General features: G+C 51.8%; 10 protein-coding genes. All 10 read left to right on the top strand.

What is annotated here, in order from left to right; genetic code table 11:
* Nucleotides 1-5: 5 nt before the first annotated feature.
* The 10 genes from DWX68_RS06420 to DWX68_RS06375 all read left to right on the top strand — a co-directional run bounded on the left by DWX68_RS06420 (nucleotide 6) and on the right by DWX68_RS06375 (nucleotide 14236).
* Nucleotides 6-1250, top strand: a complete 1245-nt coding sequence (locus tag DWX68_RS06420) for an NAD(P)/FAD-dependent oxidoreductase (RefSeq protein WP_118628854.1) — start codon at nucleotides 6-8, stop codon at nucleotides 1248-1250.
* Nucleotides 1247-2887, top strand: coding sequence for an FAD-dependent protein (locus tag DWX68_RS06415; RefSeq protein ID WP_118570358.1), 1641 nt, complete (start codon nucleotides 1247-1249; stop codon nucleotides 2885-2887). Before DWX68_RS06420 ends, DWX68_RS06415 begins: the two co-directional genes overlap by 4 nt.
* A gap of 90 nt (nucleotides 2888-2977) precedes the next feature.
* Nucleotides 2978-3205: a DUF896 domain-containing protein gene (locus tag DWX68_RS06410; protein WP_022359502.1), complete on the top strand. Its 228-nt coding sequence runs from the start codon at nucleotides 2978-2980 to the stop codon at nucleotides 3203-3205.
* Between the two features lie 16 nt (nucleotides 3206-3221).
* A complete protein-coding gene (locus DWX68_RS06405; RefSeq protein WP_118628853.1) occupies nucleotides 3222-3800 on the top strand; it encodes a 5-formyltetrahydrofolate cyclo-ligase in 579 nt (192 codons plus the stop codon).
* 355 nt (nucleotides 3801-4155) lie between these two features.
* Nucleotides 4156-5523, top strand: a complete 1368-nt coding sequence (gene miaB, locus DWX68_RS06400; RefSeq protein WP_333523587.1) for a tRNA (N6-isopentenyl adenosine(37)-C2)-methylthiotransferase MiaB — start codon at nucleotides 4156-4158, stop codon at nucleotides 5521-5523.
* Nucleotides 5524-5536: 13 nt separating this feature from the next.
* Nucleotides 5537-6814 (top strand): L,D-transpeptidase family protein, encoded by a 1278-nt coding sequence (locus DWX68_RS06395; RefSeq protein WP_106999843.1) that lies wholly within the window; start codon nucleotides 5537-5539, stop codon nucleotides 6812-6814.
* A 102-nt stretch (nucleotides 6815-6916) separates the two neighbouring features.
* Nucleotides 6917-9559, top strand: coding sequence for a DNA mismatch repair protein MutS (mutS, locus tag DWX68_RS06390; protein ID WP_106999844.1), 2643 nt, complete (start codon nucleotides 6917-6919; stop codon nucleotides 9557-9559).
* A 32-nt stretch (nucleotides 9560-9591) separates the two neighbouring features.
* Entirely contained in the window at nucleotides 9592-11688 is a 2097-nt protein-coding gene (mutL, locus tag DWX68_RS06385; RefSeq protein WP_118628852.1) for a DNA mismatch repair endonuclease MutL, read from the top strand.
* 24 nt (nucleotides 11689-11712) lie between these two features.
* A complete protein-coding gene (miaA, locus tag DWX68_RS06380) occupies nucleotides 11713-12696 on the top strand; it encodes a tRNA (adenosine(37)-N6)-dimethylallyltransferase MiaA (protein ID WP_106999846.1) in 984 nt (327 codons plus the stop codon).
* A 241-nt stretch (nucleotides 12697-12937) separates the two neighbouring features.
* Nucleotides 12938-14236 carry a methionine gamma-lyase family protein gene (locus DWX68_RS06375; protein ID WP_117795348.1) on the top strand — a complete coding sequence of 433 codons (1299 nt, stop codon included), beginning with the start codon at nucleotides 12938-12940 and terminating at the stop codon, nucleotides 14234-14236.
* Nucleotides 14237-14352: the final 116 nt, after the last annotated feature.

Here is a 14352-nt window from a genome sequence, read left to right as displayed (position 1 = left end):
TAGGGATGAGTCAGAATAAAGTAATCATAGTGGGAGCGGGAGCAGCCGGAATGACGGCTGCCATTTTTGCTGCCAGGGAGGGCGCTCAGGTGGTTCTGCTGGAACATAAAGACCGGGTCGGCAAGAAGATTCTGTCTACCGGCAATGGACGCTGTAACCTTTCAAACCGTTTGCAGGAGCCGTTCTGCTACCGCAGTGGTCAGCCGGATTTTCCATGGAAGGCGCTTGGGGCGTTTACGCTTCCGATGACACTGGAATATTTTGAGGATCTCGGCGTTTTGACGCGGGAACGGGACGGATATCTGTATCCATATTCCGGGCAGGCAAGCGCTGTTTTAGATGCACTCCGTCTGGGACTTGCGCGGGAGTCGGTTCAGGTGGTGACGGAATGTGAAGTTTTCTCGATCACGCCGCGCGAAGATGCGAAACACCGGTTTGAAGTGAAGACGTCCCAGGGGAGCTTTTCGGGCGAGGCGCTGATTCTGGCGTGCGGCAGCAAGGCGGCACCGGGTACAGGTTCGGATGGAAGCGGATATAAGCTGGCGAAACGGCTGGGACACCATATCATCAAGCCGCTTCCGGCACTGGTTCAGCTTCGTTGCCCGGAAAAGTTCTTTAAACAGCTCGCCGGAGTACGCGCGGATGCCTCTGTGATACTCTACAGCGATGGCAGAAAGCTGGCGGAGGACAAGGGCGAGGTGCAGCTTACGGATTATGGTATTTCGGGGATTCCGGTTTTCCAGGTCAGCCGCTTTGCGGCGCGCGCGCTCGATGAGGGACGGGATGTACGGGCGGTACTCAATTTTTATCCGGAATGCCCGGAAACGGAGACACGCCGGATATTAAAAGAGCGGAGTGAGCGCCTGAAAGAACGGCAGGTGGAGGACTTTTTTTCCGGCTGGATACATAAAAAACTGGCAGCTCTGTTTTTAAAACAGGCAGGAATCCGGCCAGATCGGACGGTTGGCAGCCTGACAGAGGCACAGATTCAGACGCTGGGGGATCTGCTCTGCCGGTTTGAGGTCAGCGTGAACGGTACAAATTCCTTTGAACAGGCACAGATCTGCTGCGGCGGCGTCGATGTGCGGGAGGTTGACGCACAGACGATGGAATCGAAGAAGGTAAAAGGGTTATATTTTGCCGGGGAGATTCTGGATGTCGATGGCATCTGCGGCGGTTATAATCTCCAGTGGGCGTGGAGCAGCGGTGCAGCAGCTGGAAAATGTGCTGGAAGGGAGTCAGATAAATGATACGAGTAAATCAGGTAAAACTGCCGGTCAGCCACAGTGAGGCGGATCTTCGCAAGAAAACTGCCAAAATGATGGGAGTATCGGCAGATCAGATACAGTCGGTGAAGCTGGTGCGCCAGTCTCTGGATGCGCGCAAAAAGCCAGATCTGTACTATTTATATGCATTAGATGTTGCAGTGGCAGGGAAAGAGGCGGCGATTGTCAAACGTGCGCGCAGTGTAAATGTGCAGATCCGAAAGGAAGAGGCGTACCGCCTGCCTGATCCGGGAATAGAGCCGCTTCGGGAACGACCGGTAATCGTGGGCTTTGGTCCGGCAGGTATGTTTTGTGGTCTGATGTTGGCGCGTGCCGGATATCGCCCGCTTATTCTGGAACGGGGGCTGGATGCGGACAGCCGTGCAAAGGCGGTTGCACGCTATTGGACAGATGGAACGCTGGATCCGGAGTGCAATGTGCAGTTCGGCGAGGGCGGTGCCGGTACGTTTTCAGATGGAAAGCTGAATACGCTAGTCAAGGATCCGTCTGGGCGGAATAAGGAAGTGCTGAAAATCTTGGCGCAGGCGGGCGCGGATCCGGCGATTACCTATGTGAACAAGCCGCACGTTGGAACGGATGTTCTGCGGACGGTGGTAAAGAATATTCGAAGTGAGATAGAGAGTCTGGGCGGTGAGGTACGGTTTGGCTGCCGTCTGGAGGACTTTGAGACACAGAATGGTCATTTGTGTTCCATCCGCGTCAGTGCCCGTAAAGGCACGTCGGAGGCAGGACGGACGGTGGAGGAGATTCCGGCATCGGCACTGGTGTTGGCGATCGGGCATAGCGCCCGCGATACGTTTGCGATGCTGGCAGAGAAACCGCTCGACATGCAGGCAAAGGCATTTGCGGTGGGACTGCGGATCCAGCACCCACAGACGCAGATCAACTTAAGCCAGTACGGACGGGAAGAGGCCGGGAATCTGGGGGCTGCCAGCTATAAGCTGACGGCACAGACCTCCGGAGGCAGGGGCGTGTATTCTTTCTGTATGTGTCCGGGCGGCTTTGTTGTGGATGCATCCTCAGAGCCGGGACGGCTGGCAATCAACGGCATGAGCAACCACGATCGTGCCGGTGCAAACGCAAACAGCGCTCTGATTGTGACCGTTACACCGGAGGATTTTCCACAGCCGGGCACACTTGGCGGCGTGACGTTCCAGCGTCAGCTGGAGGAAGCGGCATACCGCTGCGGCGGCGGAAAAATCCCGGTACAGCTTTATGGAGATTTCCGGGAAAACCGGATTTCAACGGGATTTGGAGCAGTGACACCACAGTTTGAAGGGCAGTTTGCATTTGGAAATCTGCGGGAGGTGCTGCCGGAAGCGCTTTCGGCAGCGATGTTAGAGGGAATGGAACATTTTGGACATGTGATTCATGGCTTTGACCGCGAGGATGCGGTTTTTGCCGGAGTAGAGAGCCGGACCTCCTCGCCGCTGCGGATTCCGCGTGACCACGCGACGATGGAGAGCAGCACGATCGCGGGCATTTACCCATGCGGCGAAGGCGCTGGATATGCGGGCGGTATTACCTCGGCGGCGATGGATGGGATGAAGACGGCAGAGGCAATTATCGCGAAGTATGCTATCCCCAAAATTAAATTGTGAGAGAGAATGGTTCAGCGGCTTTAGGCTTTATAGTAAGGATGTCTGCCTGTAGCTGCGAAGAAACAAGCATTATAAGAGGAGAAATGATAGATGAAACAGGAAAGAATTGACCGTATTAATACGTTATATCATAAGAGCCAGGCAGTTGGATTGACCGAAGAAGAGAAAAAAGAGCAGGCAGCGCTTCGGAAGGAGTACATTGAGTCAATCCGTGGAAATATGCGAGGACAGTTAAATTCGATACTGATTAAAGAGAAAGACGGTTCTATTACGGATCTGGGTAAGAAATACGGCGGCGTTACGGATACGAAGAATTAATTGAAGGGTAGAAGAGATGGTTATTCATTCATCTGGATCGCAGATATCAAAACAGGAGATTCGCGCATATGTCCTTCAAAAACGCCGGACTCTGCTGCCAGAAAAAAAACAACGATGGGATGAGGCGTTGTTAGAACGTCTCCACCCCCTCTTTCCATCAGCCGGGACGGCAGTGTATGCTTATACGAGTGTGCGCGGTGAGGCAAGTACGGAATATTTGATTGACGAGCTGTTAAAGCGCGGCTGCCGGGTAGCGCTGCCGCGGGTGTTTGGGCGTGAGATGCGTTTTTTCTATGTCACAGATCGGAGCCAGCTTGTGGCGGGGGCATATGGCATCCCGGAACCGGCGGACGGATGTCAGGAGGCAGATGCGCCGAAAGCGCTGGTGATCACGCCTGGCGTAGGGTTTTCCAAGGACGGAAACCGCATCGGTTATGGGGCGGGGTATTATGACCGCTTTTTTGCGGCAGAACCGGACCATATGGCGGTGGGGATCTGCTATGGATTCCAGTTGTTTCCGGCATTTGAAACCGAAAAGCACGATAAAAAAATGGCATATATTGTGACACCGGAGCAGACAATTAAAGTTTTGTAATGTCTGGCGCACTCGCGCGAAGCAGAAACATATCAAAGGCATACAGGAACAGAGCAGCCGTGTGGTAAACTCTGTTTTTGCTTCCAGATACATGAACCGGAATATTTTGTAAGAAACTGGAAAGGATTCTGGCAGGAATGGGACTTGCGAAAATGAGCGCCATATAGTAATATTATCTAATGTATGAAATATTAGGATTATTAGGATAATGAAAGAATAGTAAGGAGCAATACAATTTATGGATTTACATACAAACGATTCGTCCGAATCCGCAGCAGGCGTGTTTGTGTCTGACAAATGTCAGATTCCGGTGGGCGGTATACCGCAGCAGGAACCGGATCGCCAGCAGTATTATATGGCACTCTGCCGCCAGAAGGTACAGGAGATTTCGGACAAACTGGGGCGTCCGCTGACCTGCTTTATCTCGACGTTCGGGTGTCAGATGAATGCACACGATTCAGAAAAGCTTCTCGGTATTCTGCTGGAAGCAGGATTTGTGGAAGGAACCAGTGAGGAATCGGATTTCGTCCTCTACAATACATGTACAGTCCGTGAAAATGCGAACCTGCGCGTGTATGGACGTTTAGGGTATCTTCACAGTCTCAAGAAAAAGAATCCGCACATGATGATCGCACTCTGCGGCTGCATGATGCAGGAGCCGGAGGTTGTAGAGAAATTAAAGAAGAGCTACCGCTTTGTGGACTTGATTTTCGGCACACACAATGTATATAAACTGGCAGAGCTGCTGGAACAGCGCTTTGAGACGGGGAAGATGGTCATCGATATCTGGAAAGGAACTGATAAGATCGTTGAGGATCTGCCGTCGGAGCGCAAATATACATTTAAGTCTGGCGTTAATATCATGTTTGGCTGCAACAATTTCTGCAGCTATTGCATCGTCCCGTATGTGCGCGGACGCGAGCGCAGCCGTGCGCCGGAGGACATCATCCGTGAGATTGAAGAGCTGGTTAAGAACGGCGTCGTGGAGATCATGCTGTTAGGGCAGAATGTCAATTCCTACGGAAAGAACCTGGAATCTCCAATTACCTTTGCAGAACTTCTGCGCCGGGTAGAGCGGATTGAGGGGCTTAAACGGATCCGTTTCATGACCTCCCATCCGAAGGATCTGTCGGATGAGCTGATCGAAGTGATGGCATCTTCCAAGAAGATCTGCCGCCATCTGCATCTGCCGCTTCAGTCGGGCAGCAGCGAGATCCTAAAGAAGATGAACCGCCATTACACGAAGGAGCAGTATCTGGAACTGACAGAGCGCATCCGCAAGGCGGTACCGGATATTTCCCTGACGACGGATATCATCGTTGGATTTCCGGGAGAGACGGAGGAAGATTTCGAGGAGACACTGGAGGTTGTGCGGAAAGTCCGCTACGACAGTGCATTTACCTTTATTTATTCGAAGCGCACCGGAACTCCGGCGGCAGCGATGGAAAATCAGGTTCCAGAAGAAGTTGTCAAAGAACGTTTCGACCGTCTGCTCGCAGAGGTACAGGCGATTTCCGCACAGGTCTGTGGACGAGATGTCCATACGGTGCAGGAGGTTCTGGTGGAGGAACCGGACAGTCACGTGGAGGGACTGGTAACCGGACGTATGTCCAATAACACAATCGTTCATTTCCCAGGTGGAAAAGAGCTGATTGGTAAAATTGTTAAAGTATATCTGAAGGAATCCAAGGGATTTTACTATATGGGATCCCTGGTAGATTAAGGAGGATAAATTTATGAAAAAGCATTATAAAGGATTGACGGTTCTGCTGTCAGCCTTCATGCTGGCAGGAAGTGCTTCCGTCGCATATGCAGGACCGGCAGATGACATTGCAAACGGTACAGTCGGTATGCCAAACACCGGTTCGTCAACATCGGCAGAGCAGTTCAACCAGGGAACCGGGCAGCAGGATGAGAACACGGCACTTCATGTCGGCGTCAATTATCTGTATAATGCGGAAGGCGATATTTCTGCATTTGCGATGGATTTGAAAAACTTTGAGGGGATCGGCGGCGTGTCCTACCGTGCATATACCAACACAGGCGGTTATCTGTGGTGGTACCATGACGGCATCCAGACCGGTGTGGTTGGTTCTGGAAGCTGGGTAGAGGCGATCCAGATTCAGCTTTCCGGTCAGGCTGAGAAGATGTACGATGTTTACTATAGCGTTACATCCAGTGGTCAGGGCAAGATGGGATATGCGAAGAACGGCGAAGTGGCTGGTACCGTGGATATCGGCGAGAAGATCCTTTCGATTGAAGTCGTATTAGTTCCGAAGGGAAGCGCAGGTCCGCAGAGTGCAGCACCGCGCTACAAATCAGCTGCTTCCAGCAGACTGAGCGTAGCAGAAAATGCAACGGTTATGTTCAATGAGGACGGAAGCGTATATAACGGCTGGCTTTCCGATGACTTTGTACGTTATTATTTTGAAAATGGCTACGCAAAGACCGGCTGGCAGTATATCGATGGTTACAAGTTCTACTTTGACTCCTGCGGTCGTCTGGTTCAGGACGTAGACAGCCTGATTGGCAAGCAGTCCGATTATCTCCTGAAGGTAAATAAGACACTGAACTGCCTGACGGTTTATGCAAAAGACGGCAATAACGGATATATTATTCCAGTGAAAGCGATGCTGACCTCCGTCGGTGATGATACACCGATTGGAACTTTCAAGACACCGGAGAAATATCGCTGGAGACTGATGGTAAATGATACTTACACCCAGTATGCAACCCGTATCACACAGGGATTCCTGTTCCATTCGATTACATACGCAACCCCGAATGAGAATAACCTTCTGACCGTCGGCTATAATGGTCTGGGTGTCTCCCGTTCTTTAGGCTGTGTACGCCTGAACTGTAGAAACTCCAAGTGGGTATATGATAACTGCCATCTGGGAACGACTGTACAGGTATACGAGGATGCCAATGTAGCATCTCCATTTGATAAGCCGGAGCTGGTACCGATCTCCGATCAGCAGACCTGGGATCCGACGGATCCGAAATTCAACTAAAATAAAACGACAGCGGTCTGTCTGGTCTGGCATACAGATGAGTGAAGTGCCGGAAAACGGGCAGATCGCGATGAAGAGAGGTAAATTGTGGCACTTTCACCAATGATGACTCATTATCTGGAGACGAAAAAACAGTATCCGGACTGTATTCTGTTTTATCGTCTTGGCGATTTCTATGAGATGTTTTTTGAGGATGCCCAGACTGTTTCGAAAGAACTGGAACTTACCCTGACTGGAAAAGACTGCGGACTGGAGGAACGCGCGCCTATGTGCGGCGTTCCTTATCATGCCGTAGAGGGTTATTTGAGCCGTCTCGTCCAGAAAGGATATAAGGTCGCCATCGCAGAGCAGATGGAGGATCCGAAACAGGCAAAGGGACTTGTGAAGCGGGAGGTAATCCGGGTGGTGACGCCGGGAACCCTGACAAATTCACAGGTTCTGGAGGAATCAAAAAACAATTACCTGATGGGAATTGTATACATAGACGGTGTATTCGGCGTTTCGACGGTTGATGTCAGCACGGGCGACTATCTTGTGACGGAGGTTCGCAACGAGCGCAGTCTGTTAGATGAAATTTATAAATTTTCGCCGTCGGAGCTTATCTGCAACGAGGCTTTTTACATGTCAGGAATCGATTTAGAGGACTTGAAAGTACGGTTAAACGCCGTGATCTCAGCACTTGAAAATCGGTTCTTTTCTGATGATTCCTGCCGGAGAATCCTGCGGGAACATTTTCATGTAGAGCACCTGGAAGCGTTGGGACTGGCAGACTATGAGACGGGCGCGATCGCGGCGGGTGCTGTCCTGCAGTATCTGTATGAGACGCAGAAAAATACACTGGAACACCTGACGCGCCTGACTGTCTATACGACTGGACAGTTTATGATGCTGGATACGTCCACGCGCCGGAACCTGGAGCTTACTGAGACGCTCCGGGAAAAGCAGAAGCGGGGCACACTTCTCTGGGTGCTTGATAAGACGAAAACGGCGATGGGCGCCCGTATGCTGCGGACACTTGTGGAGCAGCCGCTCATCAGCCGGGAGGAGATCCTGCGCCGCCAGAATGCGATCGAAGAGCTGAACATGAACTATATCAGCCGCGAGGAGCTGTGCGAATATCTGAATCCGATCTACGATCTCGAACGTCTGATCGGACGCATCAGTTACCGGACGGCAAATCCGCGCGATCTCATCGCGTTTGGCAATTCACTGGCGATGCTTCCGTATATCAAACAGATTTTGAAGGAGTTTTCAGGCGAGCTGCTTAAAAACCTGGAAGCTGCTCTGGATCCGCTGGCAGATTTGAAGGAACTGATTGACAAGGCGATCGTGGAAGAGCCGCCGATCACGGTGCGCGAGGGCGGCATCATCAAGGAAGGCTACCATGAGGAGGCAGACCGTCTGCGTCATGCAAAGACGGAAGGAAAAGACTGGCTGGCACAGTTAGAGCAGAGCGAGCGCGAAAAGACAGGCATCAAAAACCTGAAAGTCAAGTTCAATAAGGTATTTGGCTACTATTTTGAGGTAACTAATTCCTTTAAGGATCTGGTGCCGGATTATTTCATCCGTAAACAGACCCTGACAAACGCAGAGCGCTATACGACCGACCGGCTGAAAGAGCTGGAAGATATCATTCTCGGCGCCGAGGACAAGCTGGTTTCTCTGGAATATGATCTGTTCTGCCAGGTGCGCGACCAGATCGCGGGCGAGGTAAACCGGATTCAGAGTACCGCCCGTGCGATCGCGATGACGGATGTGCTGGCGTCTCTGTCGGTGGTGGCGACGCGTTACAATTACGTGAAACCTCATATCAACGAAAAGGGCATCATCCGCATCAAAAACGGACGTCATCCGGTCGTAGAGCGCATGATGGGCGGCGAGATGTTTGTCGCCAATGACACATATTTAGACAACGGAAAGAACCGGATTTCGATCATTACCGGTCCGAACATGGCTGGTAAGTCGACTTATATGCGTCAGACGGCGCTGATCACGCTGATGGCGCAGATCGGAAGCTTCGTCCCGGCGGATGAGGCGGATATCGGTCTCTGCGACCGTATTTTTACCCGTGTGGGCGCCTCGGATGATCTGGCATCTGGTCAGAGTACCTTCATGGTGGAGATGACCGAGGTTGCGAATATCCTGCGGAATGCGACGAAAAACAGCCTTCTGATTCTCGATGAGATCGGGCGCGGTACGAGTACCTTCGACGGTCTTTCGATCGCCTGGGCGGTTGTGGAGTATATTAGTAATACGAAGATTCTGGGTGCTAAGACGCTGTTTGCGACACATTACCATGAACTGACAGAGCTGGAAGGAACCTTAAGCGGCGTCAACAACTACTGTATTGCGGTCAAGGAACAGGGCGACGATATCGTCTTCCTGCGTAAAATCGTGAAGGGTGGCGCCGATAAGAGCTACGGCATCCAGGTGGCGAAGCTTGCAGGCGTTCCGGCTCCGGTCATCGATCGGGCAAAAGAACTGGTGGAAGAGTTGAGCGATGCCGACATTACAGCGCGTGCGAAGGAGATTGCAGAAAATGGTCCGGGAACCCAGACGCGCAAAAAGGTGGCAAAACCGGACGAGGTAGATCTGCAGCAGATGTCGATCTTTGACACGGTCAATGAGGACGATATCATCAAGGAGATCATGGAACTGGAAGTAAACCGGATGTCTCCGCTGGATGCGCTCAATACATTAGATAAGCTGCAGGCGAAGCTGAAAAACCGGTGGATGCACCAGTAAAAAAGAGTTTAGGAAGGATGTGGAGGAGATAGATGGCTGCGATTCAGGTCTTGGATTCCAATACAATCAATCAGATTGCAGCCGGCGAGGTCATTGAACGGCCGGCGTCGGTTGTCAAGGAGCTTTTGGAGAATGCGATCGATTCGAAGGCGACGGCGATCACGGTGGAGATTCAGGGCGGCGGTCTGCAGACGATCCGGGTGACGGATAACGGAAGCGGCATTGTGCGCGAGGAGATCCCACTGGCATTTAAGCGCCATGCGACCAGCAAGATCCGGACGGCGTCGGATTTGTTTCAGGTGGCATCGTTAGGGTTCCGCGGCGAGGCGCTGGCGTCGATCGCGTCGGTGGCGAAGGTGGAACTGATCACGAAAACAAACGATTCGATCAGTGGTTCCCGTTACCGCATCGAGGGCGGCGAGGAACTGGGACTGGAGGAGGTCGGTGCGCCGGAAGGTACGACCTTTATCGCCAGAGATCTGTTCTACAATACACCGGTACGCCGGAAGTTTTTAAAAACGCCGGCGACAGAAGGATCCCATGTGGCAGATTTAGTCGAAAAGATTGCTCTGTCGCATCCGGAAATCTCCATCCGTTTCATCAATAACAACCAGAGCCGTCTCCATACCTCTGGAAATCATAACTTAAAAGATATAATTTATGCGGTCTTTGGACGCGAGATCACGGCAAACCTGATTGAGGTGGATGCCGGAGCTGATCCGATCCGGGTAGGCGGCTTCATCGGTAAGCCGCTGATCGCGCGCGGCAACCGCACGTATGAAAATTATTTCATCAACGGACGCTATATCAAGAGCAGTATCATCGGAAAGGCGATCGAGGACGCATATAAACCGTTCATGATGCAGCACAAGTATCCATTTACGATGCTGCAATTTACGATCGATCCGTCGTATATTGACGTCAACGTCCATCCGGCGAAGATGGAGATCCGTTTCAGGGACGGCGAACAGATCTACCGGACGGTCTACCATACGATCGCGATGGCACTCGCTAACCGGGAACTGATTCCGGCGGTTTCGCTGGAGAATGAGAAGAATGCAGAGAAAGAGCTGAAGATTCCGGGGCTGGAAAAGGGAGTGCTGCCGGAGCTTCCAACCAGAAAGATGGAAAGCAACCAGGGCAGCCGTCCGTCCTTAAAACCAGTCCGTATCCGTGAGGAACATCCGGAACCGTTTGAGACGAAACGTCTGGGGGCGTCGCAGGCAGAAATGATGTCGGTCTCGGAAGATATGCCGGGATATGGGGCTGAAAACGGCAGCGGATCAAATGTGGCTGTGTCAGGAACGGGGCGGTTCGATGAAGTGTTTGGAAGAACCGACACAACCGGCAGAGTTGAAAATGTTTCAATTAATACAGAGTCAGATCTGCCAGAGCCGACCACGTCAGCGCCTTCCAGCGAATCCATCTCAGCTTCAGCGGGGCAAACTGCATCTCCTGCATCTGTTTCAACGGGATCGACCCAGTCCGCCCCATCTGAAAAGCCCCGTCAGATGGATCTGTTTGAAGATAAACTCCTGACCAAACCGGCGCGTGCGAACCACCGCCTGATCGGACAGCTGTTTGACACATACTGGCTGGTGGAGTATCATGATAATCTGTACATCATTGATCAGCATGCGGCGCATGAGAAAATCCTCTATGAGCGGACGATGGCATCCCTTCAAAAGAGGGAGTACACCTCCCAGATGATCGATCCGCCGATCATTTTGAGTCTCAACAGCAGTGAGCAGCTCAAATTAGAGCAGTATATGGAACATTTTACCTCGATCGGATTTGAGATTGAGCCGTTTGGCGGCAAGGAGTACGCGGTGCGTGCCGTTCCGGCGAACCTCTTTTCCGTCGCAAAACGCGAGCTTCTGATGGAGATGATCGACGATCTGGCGGAGGGCAATGGAAGCGGAACCCCGGATCTCATCAATGAGCGTGTGGCGACGATGTCGTGTAAGGCGGCGGTCAAGGGCAATCACACATTATCATTTGCCGAAGCGGACAAGCTGATCGATGAGCTTCTGGAACTCAAAAATCCGTATGCGTGCCCACATGGACGCCCAACGATCATATCGATGAGCAAATATGAGTTGGAGAAGAAATTCAAACGGATTGTATAACCCATTAAAAGGAGAGAAAGTCTTATGGGAAATCTGGAACAAGCGGCTGAAAAAAAGCCCCTGATTGTCCTGACCGGACCGACAGCAGTCGGAAAAACGGCGCTGTCCATTCAGCTTGCCAGGCGGATCGGCGGCGAGATCATCAGCGCGGATTCGATGCAGGTGTACCGCCACATGGATATCGGTACGGCAAAGATACGCCTGGAAGAGATGGACGGTGTGCCGCACCATCTGATCGATATTTTAGAGCCGACTGAGGATTTCAATGTCGTGCGGTTTCAGGCGCTTGCCCGCGCGGCGGCGGAAGATATTTACAGCCGCGGAAAAATTCCGATCGTGGCAGGTGGAACCGGCTTTTATATTCAGGCACTGCTCAATGATATTGATTTCACCCAGATCGACGAAAATACGCAGTTTCGGGAGGAGATGGAACGCCTGGCAGCCGAACAGGGGGCAGAAGTCCTGCATGAGCGTCTGCGGGCGGTCGATCCAGAATCGGCGGAGGCGATCCACGCAAACAATGTAAAACGTGTGATCCGCGCGCTGGAATATTATGAGCAGACGGGCGAGAAGATTTCTGCCCACAATGAGGCGGAGCGGGCAAAGATTTCACCGTACCATTTCTTCTATTATGTATTAAATACCGATCGGACAGTTCTCTATGAGCGGATCGAGAAGCGGATCGATGAGATGATGGAAGAGGGATTGGTCGAGGAAGTGAGGCAGCTGCAGGCGATGGGCTGTCGCCGTGATTCAGTGGCGATGCAGGGACTTGGATATAAAGAAATTCTGGCATATTTAAATGGCGAAATGTCATTGGAGACAGCGGTCAATATCCTGAAACGCGATACGCGCCATTTTGCGAAACGTCAGCTTACCTGGTTCCGGCGGGAACGCGACGTGCGTTTCTTATATTTGCCGGAATTTGATAATGACCGGGAACGCGTGCTGGAACATATTCTGCAGGAATTAGCGGCGGAAGCGGGTATTATGGAGTGTGATTCATAAGATGGATGGAACACTCTAAATTATAAGTTGTAAAAATCAAGAAAAGTTAAAGAAACAAAAAAAGAATTATAGAATAACCGTAACTGTTCAGTAGGTCTGCGCATTTACTGCGCTGACCGTACGAAAACATGGGTCAGCAGGCAAAAATCCCATTGCCGTAGGCAATTTTTAATGGATTTTTGCGCGTGACTGTGAAGGTACTGAACAGTTACGAATAACCGACAACAGGAAAGGAACCACCATGGAGTTAGAGAAAATGTATGGCGACCTCGGTATTTCGAAAGAAGTGCTTGAATATGGAGCCAGAATCGAAGCGGCTCTGGAAGACCGTTTCACAGAGATCGATGGCAATGCAGAGTACAATCAGTTAAAGGTAATCGCTGCGATGCAGAAAAACCGCGTCAGCGATATTCATTTTTCCGGTACAACCGGATATGGTTACAACGACCTCGGACGTGAGACGCTGGAACAGGTATATGCGGATGTATTCCACACTGAGGACGCGCTGGTGCGCCCGCAGATCGTGTGCGGAACGCACGCGCTCTACACGGCATTAGCCGGAAACCTGCGCCCGGGCGACGAGCTGCTTTCGCCGGTGGGAAAACCGTATGATACTCTGGAGGAAGTGATCGGCATCCGCGAGTCCAACGGTTCCCTGCGGGAGTACGGCATTTCATACCGTCAGGTTGACCTGCTGCCGGACGGAACCTTCGATTACGACGGCATCCGCGCGGCGATCAACGAGAAGACAAAACTGGTAACCATCCAGCGTTCCAAGGGATACGCATCCCGTCCAACCCTCTCGGCAGAGCAGATCGGTGAACTGATTGCATTTGTTAAATCCATCAAACCGGAAGTGATCTGTATGGTAGACAACTGCTATGGCGAATTCGTTGAGCGGATCGAACCGAGCGATCTCGGTGCGGACATGGTAGTCGGTTCCCTGATCAAAAACCCGGGCGGCGGACTGGCGCCGATCGGCGGCTATATCGCCGGAACCAGACAGTGCATCGAAAATGCAGCGTACCGCCTTGGTTCTCCGGGACTCGGACGGGAGGTCGGCGCGAGTCTTGGCGTCAACCAGTCCTTCTTCCAGGGACTTTTCCTGGCACCGACCGTTGTATCCGGCGCATTAAAGGGAGCTATCTTTGCGGCAAACGTCTATGAGCGCCTGGGCTTTGATGTGGTTCCGAACAGCACGGAACCGCGCTATGATATCATTCAGGCGATCACGTTTGGAAAACCGGAGGGTGTTATTGCGTTCTGCCAGGGCATTCAGGCGGCGGCGCCGGTTGACAGCTATGTATCGCCGGAACCGTGGGATATGCCGGGGTATGATTCCCAGGTTATTATGGCAGCAGGTGCCTTTATCCAGGGATCCTCGATAGAGCTTTCCGCGGATGGTCCGATCAAACCGCCGTACAGCGTATTCTTCCAGGGCGGACTGACCTGGTACCATGCGAAGTTAGGCATTTTAATGTCCCTGCAGAAGCTTCTGGATGCAGGCATAGTAAAACCTGAGCAGCTCAAAATCGACTAGAAATGACGTTTTTTGAATGATTTTGTAATTAATTTTAAGAAAACTTTAAAAAAAAATCTGCCGGACTGTCTATACACATTCCGGCAGTTTGTGCTAAGATAATAAAGATTATAGAA

The organism is Clostridium sp. AF20-7, from assembly GCF_003479275.1.
In the GTDB taxonomy this organism is placed as follows: Bacteria; Bacillota; Clostridia; order Lachnospirales; family Lachnospiraceae; genus Otoolea; species Otoolea fessa.
The sequence above is the reverse complement of the archived record's forward strand: the minus strand, read 5'-3'. Positions and strand labels throughout refer to the sequence as shown.